This window comes from Hyphomonas chukchiensis, assembly GCF_000682695.1.
In the GTDB taxonomy this organism is placed as follows: Bacteria; Pseudomonadota; Alphaproteobacteria; order Caulobacterales; family Hyphomonadaceae; genus Hyphomonas; species Hyphomonas chukchiensis.
Genome location: NZ_AWFG01000063.1, coordinates 98,995 through 113,670 on the forward strand (window position 1 = coordinate 98,995; position 14,676 = coordinate 113,670).

Here is a 14,676-nt window from a genome sequence, read left to right on the forward strand (position 1 = left end):
ACCTCCAAATCCACCGGAGATTCAGCGAATCAGCGTGATCGATCATGTCCGTCATTTTGGTAAGCACTGGCCTTCGGACACAAATATTCTGCATTTCGTTTGCGATTGTGCACTAGAAAGTGCACTAGAATTCATAACAATAAATATTATCCAATAATAACAACGCGCAATGGCGGAGGAGGAGGGATTCGAACCCCCGGAGCCCGCGAAGGCTCAACGGTTTTCAAGACCGCCGCATTCAACCACTCTGCCACTCCTCCGGCGACGCGTGTTTGGAATATCGGCTGGGGCTTTGCAAGTCCTGATATGCGCATCGGAGCGCGTTGATGCCCACCGAACCTCTTAACGATATATTGCCCAGTCTGACGAAACCGACATTCCCGGTTCATCAGGCATCCACCTCGATCTGCTAACCATAATTCCTGAACGCGGCAGAACAGCCGCTTAGAAATGGCAGACCATGCCATTTCGTGACCGCAGAACGAGGTAGACTTAACGCAATGCGTTTCCAAACACAGGTTCACGCCACAAAACTCACAAGCGCTCTGATCGCCAGTGCTGTTGCGCTCGCAGTTGCTTCACCGGCTTACGCCGGCAGGAACAGCCCTGCGCCAATCGTATATGCGGGCCAAGCGCCGCAGACCGGGCAGGAAGCCCGCATGCCCGTACCGCGCCAAGCACGTATTACCGCGCCGGCACCCGGAGAAGAAGGCAAGCGTATCGCTTTCCGTTATCCCGGATCGTCGGTCGCGGCTGCGCCAGCGCCGACCGCACGAAACTATGCGAGCCTTGATGCGCCGCAAATGTCCCAAGCGCAGGAAATGACAGAAGCCGCCGTCACGCCAGAAGCGTTTGATGCGGCGGTTACGGCTGACCGGATCGCAGAGACACGGCAGGTGGCTGTTGTTGCATCCGAACCACTGCAATCGCTCGAGCCTTTTTCGGCTGCTCCTGCAGGGCAGGGGAGTTTGACTCCCGCCCCCATGAATTTGACCCCCGCCGCCGTCTATTCTGCCACGCCGGCATCCACACCCGTGTTCGATGAAACGGGTGTTGGTGTAGTCTATGGGGATGAGTTCGTCGGCTTGCCGACCGCCAATGGTGAAGTCTTTGCGCAAGAAGGCATGACGGCAGCACATCCGACGCTGCCACTGCCGAGCCTAGTGCAGGTGATCAATGTCGACACGCAGAAGGCGGTTGTCGTTCGCGTGAACGATCGCGGGCCATTTGAAGACGGCGCCATGCTTCAGCTGTCCAAACAGGCCGCGCATGCACTGGCATTCGGATCAGATGAGCGTGCAAACCTGCGTGTGCGTTACCTCGGCCCCGCTCCGGTATCTGATGCCGTGATGGCCACACAACAGGAGACGAAACCGGATAATCTTGTGCTTGCAAGCTATCAGCCGACACAGTCAGCCAGCGTGCCAGTGATGTACGCTTCGGCGCCGCAACCTGCCCGTTCCGTGACCGCTCCGGTAGAGCAGGGTGGCTATTTTGTGCAAGTGGGGGCGTTTTCGGACATCGGGAATGCCCAGGACTTCGAGGCAAGTCTCGGCGGCACGCTACCAGTCGTGATCGTGCCCGCACGGGTCAACGGTGCAGACTTCTTTCGCGTGCGTGTGGGTCCGTTTGTTACCCGCGAAACGGCCGCCCAAGCGCGCGATGAATTGGCCGACAGCGGCGTCGCCAATGGCCGAATTGTCGAAGGCAATTAGGCCCGGCTACAGAACGCCCCATTGACGCTGACCACAAACCGGCCCTTTTTCCCGATTACACGGGAAAAAGGGCCGAATGTCGTTTGGCCCCTGATTTTGCAATGGAGGCCCTCGCCCAATGAAGCGCCGATCACCTATTCTTGCCGCGATGTGCGCCCTCGCCCTTCTGGTTGCTCCGGCGAACGCGCAGATCATCGATACACCGGCGACGCATGCCGTCATTCTGGACAATGCCACCGGTGAAGTTCTCTTCTCCAAGGATGGCGCGGAACCGATGATCCCCGCCTCAATGACCAAAATGATGACCGCCTATCTGGTTTTCGACATGGTCAAGCGTGGCGAATTGAAGATGACTGATCGCCTGACCGTCAGCGCGGATGCCTGGCGTCGCGGAGGCTTCCCTTCCGGTACATCCACCATGGGGCTGGTTCCGAAGGACACGCCCACCATCGAGGAATTGCTTCATGGAGTGATGATCATGTCCGGCAACGATGCATGCATCGTGCTGGCCGAAGGCATTTCCGGATCAGAAGAAGCTTTCGCGCGCCGCATGACCGATCTGGCCCACGAAAAAGGTCTGAAGTCGGCAAACTTCCTCAACTCGACCGGTCTTGAAGCTGTCGGACACGTCATATCGGCGGAAGACCTGGCGCGTCTCGCCAAGATGACGGTCGATGATTTTCCCGAATATTATAAATGGTACAGCCTGCCCTCATATAGCTGGCGCGAGTACACCCAGCCGAACCGCAATCCCTTGCTGGGCATTGAAGGAGCGGACGGCGTCAAGACCGGCCATCTCGAGGCATCCGGATATGGCCTGACCGGGTCTGCCGAACGTGACGGCGTGCGGCGCACGATCGTCATCAACGGGATGGAGTCCATGGCTGCGCGGGCATCAGAGGGCGAGCGCATGTTGCGCCTGGCTTTCCAGAGCTTCGAATTGAAGACGATCGCGCCCGAAAGCGTATCGCTTCCGGAACAAAAGGTCTGGCTTGGCCAGCAGGGTACGGTGCCGGTTTCTCTGGCAGAGCCCATGCTGATTGCTGGGCACAAAGCCGCTTTTGAAAATGCCAAGACCGAGATCGTTCTCGACAAGGCTCTTGAGGCACCCGTGAAAAAAGGCGACCGCGTGGGCCGGCTGGTTGTCACCCTGGAAGGCCGCCCACCGGTGGAGGCCCCCATAATCGCCGAGGCTGATGTCAAGAAGATCGGCTTCTTCGGGAAAGCCATCGCTGGCTTGAGCGCGCTGATCTCAGGAAATGGTAGCTGACACGTTGCGCGGGCGCTTTATCACCCTTGAGGGCGGCGAAGGCGTTGGCAAATCCACGTTGCAGATGGCGCTCGCGACCCGTTTGCGTGACATGGGCATTGAAGTCGTTACGACACGTGAGCCTGGTGGCACGCCGCTGGCTGAACGCATTCGCGAACTTGCGCTGCGTCCGCCTGAGGATGATGCTTGGACGCCCATGGCGGAAGCTTTGCTGATGAATGCTGCGCGAAGCGACCATCTCGACAAGCTGATCCGCCCTGCATTGGCGAAAGGGCAATGGGTGATTTCGGATCGGTTCTCGGATTCCACGCGTGTGTACCAGAGCGTCAAAGGCGGCGTATCCCAGGAAATCCTGTTGCAAATCGAGGCGTCCGTGATCGCTGAGACGCGGCCAGACCTTACGCTCGTCCTTGATGCGCCAAAAGCTGCGACCGATGCGCGACGAACGGGCCGTGGCGCGGCGACGGATGCATTTGAATCGCGGCCAGATGCATTTCATGAGGCCGTCCGTAGCGCTTTCCAGGCGCTGGCGCAGACGGATCCTGGCCGCTGCCACCTGATCGATGCCGGAGAGACCGCCGAACAGGTTGCAGAGGCCGCATGGCGGGAAATTGAACCCTTGTTGTCAGCGCAGCGTGCGAGCGCGCCATGAGTGCGGCCTTGCCTCTTATTGGACACAGGGACGCCGAAGTCGCGTTTATCTCAGCGAATGAAAGCGGCAAGCTGCACCATGCCTGGCTGATCGAAGGACCGGCCGGGATTGGCAAGGCGCGGCTCGCGATGCGACTGGCCGCATACATGCTTGGCGCACGCGGGCCCGGCGATAGTCCTATGGACGCGGCACAGGACGATCCGGTGATGCAGTCCTATCTTGCCGGCGGCCATCCGGACCAGCGTACAGTCCAGATCGAACTCAATGACAAGGGCAAGCCCCGGCAGGATATCACTGTCGACCAGATCCGCGATTTGAACCACTTCTTCACGCTGCGACCTGCCATGGGTGGGTGGCGCGTCGGTATCATTGATGCGCTGGACGAGTTGAACCGGAATGGCGCCAACGCCCTACTGAAGACGCTGGAAGAGCCGCCAGCCTCAAGCATCATGTTCCTGATCAATCACGGTTCAAAACCCATCCTGCCCACCATTCGCTCGCGCTGCCGCATATTGCGCCTCAAGCGGTTGTCCGACGAGGACACAGCGGCCGTGCTGAAGTCCGTAGATGCGCCGAAGGAGTCCCTTGGCCTCGCGCGCGGCCGTCCGGGTTTGGGCATTCGCTTATCCAGCCCGGCGGGCCTGCAGGCGGCCAATGCCGCGCGGGCAATGCTGCGCGGCATGCCGAAACCGAATGACGCGTTGCTGACGGCTGCGCTCCAGACAGCGAATGCCGACGCAGTAGCCATGGAGGCGTTCAGCGCCGAAGTCCTGGGATGGCTGGCGGACAAGGCCGACAACAATCCGGTGGCAGCTGATGCGTGGCTCAGAGCATCGCGGCTACTGGGTGAAGCGGATGAACTCAACATGGAAGCCTCACAGACTGCCGCCAAGGTGATCGCGGGCCTTTATTCTGTGGTTGGCCAAGGCTAAGGCATCTCACATGTTCGATACACATGTGAACCTGCACGGCGATGTATTCGCCGAGGACCTCGATGAAGTCCTAGCGCGCGCTCGCGCAGCAGGCGTGAGCCGGTTCCTGGCCATCTGTGACCGGTTGGACAATTTCGAAGCGGTCCACGCAATTGCAACGGCGAATGACGACATCTGGTGCTCGGTGGGTGTCCACCCACATCACTCCAAGGACTTTCCCGATCTGACAGTCGACCAACTGGTCGAGGCCACTTCCCGTTCGGGTGTCGTGGCGATTGGTGAGACAGGGCTGGATTTCCATTACGGCTACAGCGCTGAAGATGCGCAGATCGCCAGCCTGCGCAAACATATTGAGGCGGCGCGGCAATCGGGCCTGCCGCTCATCCTGCACACGCGGGAAGCCGACGAGCTGATGGGCGACATACTCGAAGAGGAATACGCGGTGTCGCCATTTGTGCCGCTGCTGCACTGCTACACGGGCGGCGCACGGCTTGCGCAGCGCGCACTGGCGCTGGGGGCATTTGTGTCCGTTTCAGGCATCCTGTCGTTCAAGAGTGCGAGCGAGGTGCGAGACGTGATTGCCGACGTGCCTATGGACCGCCTGATCCTGGAGACAGACTGTCCTTATCTCGCACCGATGCCGATGCGCGGGCGCCGCAACGAGCCTGCCTATCTGCAGTATGTGGCGGAGGCGCTCGCTAAGCTCAAAGGCCTGAAGGTGGATGCAGTGAAATCCATCACTGAGGACAATGCGCGGCGTTTGTTTGCGAGAGTGGACGCATGAGCGGATTGGACCATCGCCTAACCTTGCTTGGCACGGGCTCGTCCGGCGGTGTGCCGCGTGTAGGTGGCGACTGGGGCGTTTGCGACCCAAATGAGCCCCGTAATCGGCGCACGCGGTGTTCGGCCTTGGTGGACAGAACAGGGCCTGATGGCGCGATGACACGGATACTCATTGATACGTCACCTGACATGCGCGAACAGCTGCTCGCCGCCAATGTGCGCGCGCTCGATGCACTTGTTTACACGCATGACCATGCAGACCAGACCCATGGTATTGACGATGTCAGAGCGCTCGTGAACGTGATGCGCAAGCCGATACCGACACATATGGATGAAGTGACGCGCCAGTCGTTGTCTGCGCGGTTCCGGTATTGCTTTGAGGGCATGGGAGGATATCCGCCCATCCTGCAGACAATGCCGGACATAATTCCTTACCAGCCATTTACAGTGCGCGGCGCCGGCGGAGACGTGACTCTGATGCCAGTCGATATGGAGCACGGGCGCATTCGCTGCTGTGGTTTCCGTATCGGCGGGCTCGCATACTGCAACGACGTGAACGAGCTGCCTGAAACGAGCCTGGAGCATTTAAGGAGACTGGATGTGCTGGTCGTCGACGCGCTGCGCTACACGCCACATCCATCACACGCCAACCTGGAAAAGGCGCTCGGATGGATTGCCGAACTGAAACCCGCACGGGCGGTACTGACCAATATGCACGTGGATCTGGACTACAGGACGCTGAAGGGGGAGCTGCCTGAAGGCGTGGAGCCAGGTTATGATGGTATGGAAATCCCGTTCAGCGCCTGATATCGCGCACATCATTATTTCCCATAATGATGATTATGCGACTCAGAGATTGAGATTGTCCATGGCCAAACGGTTTGCGATTCAAGCCGATTTTTGAACTCGCGAACATGTGCATAATACGCAGTCCAAAGTTTGCCTGCCGGCACGCCAACACGATCAGACACGCGGATTAGGAAGTTGTTAAGACTCGTCCGCAGAGCCCCCCTTCCCCCCTATCTGCTAAACATCTCTGAGAGACTCAAACAAGCAGCACACGATCAATCGCGGCGAGCAGCGTGTCATCCAGCATCGGCTTGTAGATGAGATCCTCAAAGCCGGCCTGCAGAGCTTGACGTAGCAGATCGGGTGATTGCCAGCCCGTTATCATGATCGCTGGGGTGTCATTGCCGCCGGCGCGCAATTCTTGCAGTAGCGCGAAACCGTCATGAGGCGACATCTTGAAGTCGATCAGGATACAATTGAAGTCCTGCCCCTTTTCCCGGCTGAGAAAGTCCAGTCCGCTGGGAAATGTCGCAACGCCATAACCTTTTGATCGCAACAGGAGTGAAAGCGAGCGGCACACCGGCTCATTGTCATCGACAACGGCAATCCAGAACTGCGTCTCTGTCTGTGCGGATTGCGACATGCTTTTCCTTTAAGGGCGGCTCTACCCTCAAGGATGGCTCAGCATCATGGCGTCGTCTTTAAGTAAAAGCCCCTACGTTTCGTCCGCCGTATCCAGACCGATGCCTGCAGCGAAGGCAATGCGCAGCACAGCCGATAGACTTGTGGCTTCGAGCTTCTCCATAAGATTGGCGCGATGTATCTCGACTGTGCGGGGCGAGATATCCAGCGCTTCAGCGATCATCTTGTTGGTGAGGCCATCAACAAGCCCGACGAGCACATCCCGCTCGCGCGGCGTAAGGCGCTCGACACGGCCCTTCGCTTCATCCATGAGCACGTCCTGATGATTGCGCGCTTCAAGGCGCTCAAATGCGCGCTCGAGAGCGCCCACAAGAGATTGTTTTTCATATGGTTTTTCAACGAAATCAACTGCGCCGGCCTTCATGGCCCGTACAGCGACGGCGACATCGCCATGGCCGGTCAGCACAATCACAGGAAGCGCGACCCCAAGTTTGTTGAGGCGCTCCTGAACCTCAAGACCATCCATGTGCGGCATCTGAACGTCGAGCAGAATGCAGCCCGGGAGAGCCTCAGTGGCCGACTCCAGAAATGTTACGCCGTCCTGATAGGTTTTTACCGCGAAACCAGCATGGCGCAGCATGAAGCTGGCCGAATGGCGTACGGCTTCGTCATCGTCGACAAGGTGTATCAGTCGTTGGTCGCTCATGACGCATGAATAGCCGGATCGGTGCGCAGTGTGAACCGGAAACACGTCCCACCGCCCGGAACATTCTCGGCGCTTATGGCGCCGCCATGCGCCTCAACAATCGTCTGGCAGATGGACAGCCCCAGACCCATGCCCCCAGACTTTGATGTTGTGAATGGTTTGAACAGCGTCGCCTGAACCTCTTTATTAAGCCCCGGTCCGTTATCCGTAACCGAGACAGTAACATATCCCTGTGGCCCAGCAGCGGCCTCAATGGATATCTGAGGGCTGGCTGTCTCGGCGAGCGCATCTTGCGCATTCCGGACAAGATTGATGACAACCTGCTGGACCTGAATCGGATCCGCAATGACAGTTTCGAGCCCCGGCGCCACGCGCAGAAGAATTGGCACATCAGATGAGTTTGTGGACAATCTGGCGAGCGCTGCGGCATCATTGAGCAAAGGCTCAAGGTCCACCGGCCGACCGTCAATCTCGCCACGGGACACATAGCCGCGCAGTTTTCTCACGATGTCGCCAGCGCGCACAGCCTGCTTGGCACCCTCGTCCATGGCTTCGCGCAGGATTTCACGCGAAGCATCGCCGGGCCGATCGAGGAGATCGCGGCCAGCCTCAAGATAGTTGGCGACAGCGGTCAAGGGCTGGTTCAACTCGTGGGCAAGCGCTGATGCCATTGTGCCAACGGCGCTAAGGCGCGAAAAATGGACGAGTTCCGACTGCATCTCGCGCATGCGCATCTCAGCCTTGCGCTGTTCGGTCAGGTCTCGAACGAATGCGGTGAAAAGCCAGTGCTCCCCGATTTTCGCTTCGCCAATCTTGAGGTCCATCGTGAAGAGCGTGCCATCTGCCTTCCTGGCGGTGACTACGCGCCCGATGCCAATAATGCGCCGCTCGCCAGTTTGGAGGTAGTTCTGGATATATTGGTCGTGATTGCTCTCATCACGTCCGGCCATCAATTCACGCACATTCCGACCTATTATTTCAGCCGCTGTATAGCCAAAAAGCGCTTCAGCCGCGCGGCTGAAGGCGACGATCTTGCCGGTCTCATCGATAACGATCATGCCGTCCGGGACCGAATCCAGGATCGAGGCCAAGTGAGATTGTAATGTCGCGAGATCAGGAGAATTTAACGGCATAGCCTTGGCACCTTCAGGTGATTCGGTGCTCATCAGATTCCCTTTTCTATTTGTGCAGAGCGCTGCGATGTAGGTAAGGCCCGCACAGCGTGCTGCCTAGCGAATACGCGACTTAAGCATGGCTGGCGGCATTGCCCAGACCATTGCGGCAGCAAAAAGCAAAGCAGCCCCCGTCAAAGCGACGGGGCATCCCCAGCAATGACCGCGGAGCATTGTCGACCAAAGGGAAATTGAGCTGTGGCCAGCCGCAGAGATACCATCAGGGCCGCAGCGCACAGCGAGGAAAGCTTCCAGTGATCGAGTATGTGTCCAAAGTTTTGTGAGCCCCACCAGCAACAAGATGGTTCCAGGCAAAAAGTGCGCGATCCGGAACATGGAGTCCTCCTTCTTCTAAGCTGTTTTCTAGGAAGGTGCGACAGCCCGGCCCATAGGTAACAACCCGTATACAACCTGAGCGCGGCTCCCCGCATTTTGCGACCAGTTCGAAACAGGTCTACAAAAAGGGGCAAACTCGGTGAGCACAATCACAAAGCCGCGGTCGTCAATTGCGGGCAGTATTGCCGGCGTGGCGACTTTCGTTGGCATCGCATGCCTGGGGTCACTGCTGATCGCCGCGAATGCGGTCGATCCAATGATGGAAGCGCATGCCTGGATATTCTTCTTCCTGACCGCCTTTGCCTTGGTGGCTATCGGCATTTGGGCAGGCGGACTTACGGGCAGAAATCCGTTCGATGAGTCTTTCTACGAGGACACGATCGTCAAGTTTGGCGTCGCGGCGGCGATGTTCTGGGGCATTGCCGGGTTCCTCGTCGGCGTAATTATTGCCCTTCAGCTGACGTGGCCGAACATATTCTACTTTCCGGACCTTGGCTGGACCAATTTCGGACGGCTGCGTCCGCTGCACACCTCGGCCGTGATCTTCGCCTTTGGCGGCAACGTGCTGATCGCGACGAGCTTTTATGTCGTCCAGCGCACGAGCCGCACGCGTATCGCGGGCGGCCTTTGGCCCTGGTTCGTTTTCTGGGGCTATAACCTGTTCATCGTTATCGCCGGTACCGGCTACCTAATGGGCGTAACCCAGTCCAAGGAATATGCGGAGCCTGAATGGTATGCCGATCTCTGGCTGACCATCGTGTGGGTGGCGTACCTGCTCGTCTTCCTGGGTACGCTGTGGAAGCGCAAGGAGCCGCATATCTATGTGGCCAACTGGTTCTACCTGTCCTTCATCGTCACCATCGCGATGCTTCACATCGTCAACAACTTGTCGATGCCCGTGAACCTGTCCGGCTCCAAGAGCTACCAGCTGTTCTCTGGCGTTCAGGATGCCCTGACGCAGTGGTGGTATGGCCACAACGCGGTGGGGTTCTTCCTGACCACTGGCTTCCTCGCCATCATGTATTACTTCATTCCCAAACGCGCGCAGCGACCGGTCTATTCCTACCGTCTGTCGATTGTTCACTTCTGGTCACTGATCTTCATCTATATCTGGGCCGGTCCTCACCACCTGCACTATACGGCTCTGCCACAATGGGCGCAGACGCTGGGCATGACCTTTTCCATAATGCTGTGGATGCCAAGCTGGGGCGGCATGATCAACGGCGTCATGACGCTGTCGGGTGCCTGGGATAAACTCCGTACGGACCCGGTTGTCCGCATGATGGTCGTGTCTCTGGCTTTCTACGGCATGTCGACCTTTGAAGGTCCGCTAATGAGTGTTCGGGCCGTGAATGCGCTGTCGCACTATACCGAATGGGGCATTGCCCACGTCCACTCCGGATCACTGGGCTGGGTCGGGTTCATCTCCTTTGGTGCTCTCTACTGCCTCACGCAATGGCTGTGGAAGCGCCCTGCCCTGTACTCGAAGTCGCTGGTTGAGTGGCACTTCTGGCTCGCAACGATCGGTATCGTCTTCTACATCGTTGCCCTCTATTTCGCGGGCATCATCGAAGGCCTGATGTGGCGCGCCTATAACGAGTACGGCTTCCTTGAATACAGCTTCATCGAAACCGTTGATGCCAAGCACATCAACTACATGATCCGTGCCGTGGGTGGAGGCCTGTACCTGACGGGTGCTCTCATCATGGCCTACAATCTCGTGCGTACGGCGCTGGGACACGGTGAGGCGGCAGATGTCGCCATTACCGAGCCCAACCGCACGCCAGCCCTTCAGCCAGCCGAATAGGAGCCGGACCCATGGGACTTTTCCAGAAACACCAGGCTCTTGAGCGCCACTCTCTGCTCCTGACCGTCGGTATCCTCGTCGTGGTCGCAATCGGTGGCCTCGTCGAGATCGCCCCCTTGTTCTATCTCGAGAACACGATCGAGAAAGTGCAAGGAATGCGCCCGTACACGCCGCTCGAACTGGCGGGTCGCAACATCTATATCCGGGAGGGCTGCTATACGTGCCACTCCCAGATGGTGCGGCCGCTGCGCGACGAAGTGGAGCGGTACGGCCACTACTCACTGGCTGCCGAAAGCATGTACGATCACCCCTTCCAATGGGGTTCAAAGCGGACCGGACCGGACCTTGCCCGTGTAGGACGTAAATATTCGAACGAATGGCACCTCGACCACATGACCAACCCGCGGTCTGTGGTGCCTGAGTCAATCATGCCGCCATACGCCTTCCTTTCAGACAATACGCTTCATTTTGATGATATCGCGGATCACTTGAAAACACTCCGTTTCGAAGGCGTGCCGTATACCGACGATATGATCGAGAATGCAAAAGCAGACCTCGTCGCGCAGGTCGACCCTGACGCTGACTATGACAGTCAGGATGCACTTGTGGCCCGGTATGAAGAAGCATCCGGCCGCAAGGGCACGATCACGATCGGCGACTTCGACGGTGATCGCACTCGGGTCACCGAGATGGATGCCGTGATTGCCTACCTTCAGATGACTGGCACGCTTGTCGACTTCTCGACCTATGAAGCCGACGACCTGAGCAACCGGCGCTAGGAGCAAAAAATGTACGAGACACTTTCCCATTTCGCCCAAACCTGGGGGCTTGCCCTGTTTGTCGCGATGTTCGCCGTCGCGCTCGTCTATGCGCTCTGGCCAACCAACAAATCGAAATTCCGTGAAGCAGCCTACCTGCCGCTCGAAGACAAGGAACCCGGTGATGAGTGACGAAAAGACAGAATATGATCCGCACAGCGGCGTCGAGACTACGGGCCATTCCTGGGACGGCATCAAGGAGCTAAACAATCCGCTCCCCCGCTGGTGGCTGATTGTATGGTACGCGACCATCTTCTGGGCCATTGTCTACACGATCCTGATGCCTGCATGGCCTTCGCTGCCGGGTCTTGGCGGGACGAACACGCCTGGCCTGCTCGGAAAGTCAGACCGTGCTGAAGTGGCCCAAGAAGTGTCGACGATGCGCTCAGAGCGTGGAGTGGCGTCTCAGAAGCTGATGAGCGCCTCACTGGTGGAGATTCAGAATGACCTGAATCTCCAGCAGTTCGCGATGGCAATGGGTGAGAGCGCCTTTGGCGACAATTGCGCGACATGCCATGGCTCCGGCGGTCGAGGCGCAAAAGGCTACCCCATGCTCGCGGACGACGTGTGGCTGTGGGATGGGACACTCGACGGGATCGAGCAAACTATCCGCCACGGCATCCGGCACGATTCAGATGAGCTGACGCGTATGTCTGCCATGCCAGCTTTCGGGCGTGATAACTTGTTGTCGTCAGGCGAGATCGATGACCTCGTGCAACATGTGCTCAGCTTCTCGGGGCGGCAGACAGATACCGACGCCGCTGCACGTGGATCAGTGCTCTTTGCATCGCAATGCGTGTCGTGCCACGGCGCAGACGCCAAAGGCAACCGAGCGGTCGGGGCGCCCAACCTGACCGATGCGGACTGGCTGTTCGGCGGTGAGCCTGCAGATATCCGCGCAACGATCACAAATGCCCGGAACGCACATATGCCCGCGTGGCAGGGGCGACTGGATGACCCCACGATCAAGGCACTAGCGGTCTATGTCCACTCGCTCGGCGGGGGTGAATAGGTTTTATCATGAACCTGATCTCGAATACGGCAAAATCTGTGAACGATGGCAATAAGCCGCCTTCGCTCTATGAAGGCCGCAAGCAGATCTATCCGAAACTTGCTCATGGCAAGTTCCGGATGGTGAAGTGGATCGTCATGGCTTGTACGCTTGGCGTATATTATGCCCTGCCATGGATACGTTGGCCGCGCGGCGAGGGCATTCCGGATCAGGCGGTCCTGGCGGATTTTGCGGGTGAGAAGTTCTATTTCTTCTTCATCGAAATATGGCCGCAGGAGATCTACTATCTCGCTGGTCTGCTTATCCTTGCGGCGCTTGGTCTTTTCCTTGTTACTTCGCTGATTGGGCGGGCTTGGTGCGGATACACATGCCCACAGACCGTATGGACCGATCTCTATATCTGGGTGGAACGCGCATTTGAGGGTGACCGGGCTGCGCGCATGCGGCTCGACAAGGCTCCCTGGTCTCTGAACAAGGCGGCCCGGAAGATCGGCAAGCATCTGGTCTGGCTTCTGATCGCTTTCCTGACAGGCGGTGCTTTGATCCTGTACTGGCATGATGCGCCGACGATCGCGCGAACCTTCTTCAAGGGTGAGGCGCCGCTTACTGCCTATTTCTTTGCCGGCATACTGACATTCACAACCTATTTCCTGGCTGGCTGGATGCGGGAGCAGGTCTGCACCTACATGTGCCCGTGGCCGCGCATTCAGGGCGCGCTGACCGATGATTACGCCTTGAATGTGACCTATCGCTATGATCGTGGTGAACCGCGCGGCGCTCTGCACAAGGGTCAGGGCTTTGAGGATCGCGGTGACTGTATCGATTGCAAGCAATGCGTACAGGTCTGCCCAATGGGTATCGACATTCGGGACGGTGCGCAGCTTGAGTGCATCCATTGCGCCCTGTGCATTGATGCATGCGACGACATGATGAAACGGGTCGACCGCCCGACCGGGCTGATCGCCTACGATACCGATCTGGCGGTCGCGACGCGTGCGGCTGGTGGCAAGCCCACCTACAAGCTGCTTCGGGCACGCACCATGCTCTACGCAGTGCTGATGATTGCGATTAGCGGACTGATCCTTGTTGGACTGGCCGAAAAGCCTACCTTCCAGGTGAGTGTGCTGAAGGACCGCTCGCCACCTTTTGTGCAATTGGCAGACGGCAGTGTGCGCAATGGCTACACGCTGAAGCTCGTGAACAAGGCAACGACCGCACGCAATGCCGAGATTTCCATATCCGGGCTGGAAGGCGCGCAGCTCCAGATCATCGGTCTGTCAAAGCCCGAAACCGGCTCGGAAGTTCAGTTGCCTCTGGAGCAATACGGCGTGGACCGGTTCCGCATGCTGGTCACCGCTCCACCCGCTGAGCGCCCCCATCGCACGTCGCTGGTCATTACGATCCGGGATCCGGAAACGGGCGAAACCCATACAAGTACAGCTGCCTTTGTCACTGCAGGAGCGAAATAATGGCCTCCCTCACACGCCCATTGAAGCATCCCTCCAAGGTCATGAAAGGTCACCATGTCCTGTTCTGGATGATGGGATTCTTTGGCCTGATGCTTGTAGTGAATGGCGTTTTCCTGTGGGCAGCCATCACCTCATTTCCCGGAGAGGACGTTCATCACTCCTACCTGCAAGGCATCCACTTCAATGACAAACTGTCTGCGCAAGCTCATCAGGAAAAAATGGGCTGGCGTAGTGAGGTGGGGCTTTTGACCAGTGATGATAGCGATGTACTGGTCTGCCGAATCCTGGGGCCCGACGGCAACCCGCTGCCTACCGGTCCTGTAACCGCTGAAATCAGGCGCGCAGCGACCCAGAACAGTGACATCGTGCTGACATTGGCACCTGTAGGGGGCGGCGAATACCGGGCTTCACTTCCATTGCTTGCAGAAGGCGCATGGCATGTGATCATCGACACGGACATTCGTGATGGCGATACGGAAGTGCCTTTCCAGGCAGTCAAGAAGATCATTCTCCAATGACCCTTTTGGATCCCAATGCTGGCATAGGTTGTCCTAGCGGACTGGCGCCATCTGA

The 14,676-nt window shown here is 58.1% G+C and carries 15 protein-coding genes and 1 tRNA gene; 12 read left to right on the top strand and 4 right to left on the bottom strand.

Annotated elements, in window-relative coordinates; all coding sequences use genetic code 11:
- Positions 1-170: 170 nt before the first annotated feature.
- Positions 171-260: transfer RNA gene (locus HY30_RS15855), tRNA-Ser, on the bottom strand.
- A gap of 399 nt (positions 261-659) precedes the next feature.
- Between HY30_RS15855 and HY30_RS15860 the strand changes: the two genes are divergently transcribed.
- The 6 genes from HY30_RS15860 (at position 660) to HY30_RS15885 (ending at position 6,159) form a co-directional block, all read left to right on the top strand.
- Positions 660-1,715 carry a septal ring lytic transglycosylase RlpA family protein gene (locus tag HY30_RS15860; RefSeq protein ID WP_051615578.1) on the top strand — a complete coding sequence of 352 codons (1,056 nt, stop codon included), beginning with the start codon at positions 660-662 and terminating at the stop codon, positions 1,713-1,715.
- Between the two features lie 118 nt (positions 1,716-1,833).
- Entirely contained in the window at positions 1,834-2,985 is a 1,152-nt protein-coding gene (locus HY30_RS15865; RefSeq protein WP_034742949.1) for a D-alanyl-D-alanine carboxypeptidase family protein, read from the top strand.
- On the top strand, positions 2,975-3,637 hold the full coding sequence (gene tmk / locus HY30_RS15870; protein WP_034742951.1) for a dTMP kinase: 663 nt from the start codon (positions 2,975-2,977) through the stop codon (positions 3,635-3,637). The genes HY30_RS15865 and tmk overlap by 11 nt, the downstream gene beginning before the upstream one ends.
- The gene (locus HY30_RS15875) at positions 3,634-4,569 is read left to right on the top strand and encodes a hypothetical protein (protein WP_051615579.1); all 936 of its coding nucleotides are present in this window, start codon (positions 3,634-3,636) and stop codon (positions 4,567-4,569) included. The genes tmk and HY30_RS15875 overlap by 4 nt, the downstream gene beginning before the upstream one ends.
- A 10-nt stretch (positions 4,570-4,579) precedes the next feature.
- The gene (locus HY30_RS15880; protein WP_034742953.1) at positions 4,580-5,353 is read left to right on the top strand and encodes a TatD family hydrolase; all 774 of its coding nucleotides are present in this window, start codon (positions 4,580-4,582) and stop codon (positions 5,351-5,353) included.
- A gap of 155 nt (positions 5,354-5,508) precedes the next feature.
- A complete protein-coding gene (locus HY30_RS15885; protein WP_241765756.1) occupies positions 5,509-6,159 on the top strand; it encodes an MBL fold metallo-hydrolase in 651 nt (216 codons plus the stop codon).
- A gap of 238 nt (positions 6,160-6,397) precedes the next feature.
- On the opposite strand, the gene HY30_RS15890 is transcribed toward HY30_RS15885, so the two are convergent.
- The 3 genes from HY30_RS15890 to HY30_RS15900 form a co-directional block, all read right to left on the bottom strand.
- Positions 6,398-6,784: a response regulator transcription factor gene (locus HY30_RS15890; RefSeq protein WP_051615580.1), complete on the bottom strand. Its 387-nt coding sequence runs from the start codon at positions 6,782-6,784 to the stop codon at positions 6,398-6,400.
- A gap of 72 nt (positions 6,785-6,856) precedes the next feature.
- Positions 6,857-7,489, bottom strand: a complete 633-nt coding sequence (locus HY30_RS15895; RefSeq protein ID WP_034742958.1) for a response regulator transcription factor — start codon at positions 7,487-7,489, stop codon at positions 6,857-6,859.
- A complete protein-coding gene (locus HY30_RS15900; RefSeq protein ID WP_034742960.1) occupies positions 7,486-8,655 on the bottom strand; it encodes a sensor histidine kinase in 1,170 nt (389 codons plus the stop codon). The genes HY30_RS15895 and HY30_RS15900 overlap by 4 nt, the downstream gene beginning before the upstream one ends.
- Before the next feature lie 601 nt (positions 8,656-9,256).
- Between HY30_RS15900 and ccoN the strand changes: the two genes are divergently transcribed.
- The 6 genes from ccoN to HY30_RS15930 are packed head-to-tail and all read left to right on the top strand — an operon-like array spanning position 9,257 to position 14,621.
- Positions 9,257-10,804, top strand: coding sequence for a cytochrome-c oxidase, cbb3-type subunit I (gene ccoN / locus HY30_RS15905; protein WP_206741498.1), 1,548 nt, complete (start codon positions 9,257-9,259; stop codon positions 10,802-10,804).
- A gap of 11 nt (positions 10,805-10,815) precedes the next feature.
- Positions 10,816-11,583 carry a cytochrome-c oxidase, cbb3-type subunit II gene (gene ccoO, locus HY30_RS15910; RefSeq protein ID WP_034742962.1) on the top strand — a complete coding sequence of 256 codons (768 nt, stop codon included), beginning with the start codon at positions 10,816-10,818 and terminating at the stop codon, positions 11,581-11,583.
- A gap of 9 nt (positions 11,584-11,592) precedes the next feature.
- On the top strand, positions 11,593-11,754 hold the full coding sequence (locus HY30_RS15915; protein ID WP_034742964.1) for a cbb3-type cytochrome c oxidase subunit 3: 162 nt from the start codon (positions 11,593-11,595) through the stop codon (positions 11,752-11,754).
- Positions 11,747-12,634: a cytochrome-c oxidase, cbb3-type subunit III gene (ccoP, locus tag HY30_RS15920; RefSeq protein WP_034742966.1), complete on the top strand. Its 888-nt coding sequence runs from the start codon at positions 11,747-11,749 to the stop codon at positions 12,632-12,634. Before HY30_RS15915 ends, ccoP begins: the two co-directional genes overlap by 8 nt.
- An 8-nt stretch (positions 12,635-12,642) precedes the next feature.
- Entirely contained in the window at positions 12,643-14,103 is a 1,461-nt protein-coding gene (ccoG, locus tag HY30_RS15925) for a cytochrome c oxidase accessory protein CcoG (RefSeq protein WP_034742968.1), read from the top strand.
- Complete coding sequence (locus HY30_RS15930) at positions 14,103-14,621, top strand: FixH family protein (RefSeq protein ID WP_034742970.1); 519 nt, start codon at positions 14,103-14,105, stop codon at positions 14,619-14,621. Before ccoG ends, HY30_RS15930 begins: the two co-directional genes overlap by 1 nt.
- Positions 14,622-14,676 lie beyond the last annotated feature (55 nt).

Coding starts and splice junctions, on each gene's coding strand:
- ccoO (WP_034742962.1), top strand. CDS start 10,816: ATGGGACTTTTCCAGAAACACCAGGCTCTTGAGCGCCACTCTCTGCTC.
- HY30_RS15930 (WP_034742970.1), top strand. CDS start 14,103: ATGGCCTCCCTCACACGCCCATTGAAGCATCCCTCCAAGGTCATGAAA.
- HY30_RS15890 (WP_051615580.1), bottom strand. CDS start 6,784: ATGTCGCAATCCGCACAGACAGAGACGCAGTTCTGGATTGCCGTTGTC.
- HY30_RS15915 (WP_034742964.1), top strand. CDS start 11,593: ATGTACGAGACACTTTCCCATTTCGCCCAAACCTGGGGGCTTGCCCTG.
- ccoG (WP_034742968.1), top strand. CDS start 12,643: ATGAACCTGATCTCGAATACGGCAAAATCTGTGAACGATGGCAATAAG.
- ccoN (WP_206741498.1), top strand. CDS start 9,257: ATGGAAGCGCATGCCTGGATATTCTTCTTCCTGACCGCCTTTGCCTTG.
- HY30_RS15885 (WP_241765756.1), top strand. CDS start 5,509: ATGACACGGATACTCATTGATACGTCACCTGACATGCGCGAACAGCTG.
- HY30_RS15865 (WP_034742949.1), top strand. CDS start 1,834: ATGAAGCGCCGATCACCTATTCTTGCCGCGATGTGCGCCCTCGCCCTT.
- HY30_RS15860 (WP_051615578.1), top strand. CDS start 660: ATGCCCGTACCGCGCCAAGCACGTATTACCGCGCCGGCACCCGGAGAA.
- HY30_RS15895 (WP_034742958.1), bottom strand. CDS start 7,489: ATGAGCGACCAACGACTGATACACCTTGTCGACGATGACGAAGCCGTA.
- ccoP (WP_034742966.1), top strand. CDS start 11,747: ATGAGTGACGAAAAGACAGAATATGATCCGCACAGCGGCGTCGAGACT.
- HY30_RS15900 (WP_034742960.1), bottom strand. CDS start 8,655: ATGAGCACCGAATCACCTGAAGGTGCCAAGGCTATGCCGTTAAATTCT.
- tmk (WP_034742951.1), top strand. CDS start 2,975: ATGGTAGCTGACACGTTGCGCGGGCGCTTTATCACCCTTGAGGGCGGC.
- HY30_RS15875 (WP_051615579.1), top strand. CDS start 3,634: ATGAGTGCGGCCTTGCCTCTTATTGGACACAGGGACGCCGAAGTCGCG.
- HY30_RS15880 (WP_034742953.1), top strand. CDS start 4,580: ATGTTCGATACACATGTGAACCTGCACGGCGATGTATTCGCCGAGGAC.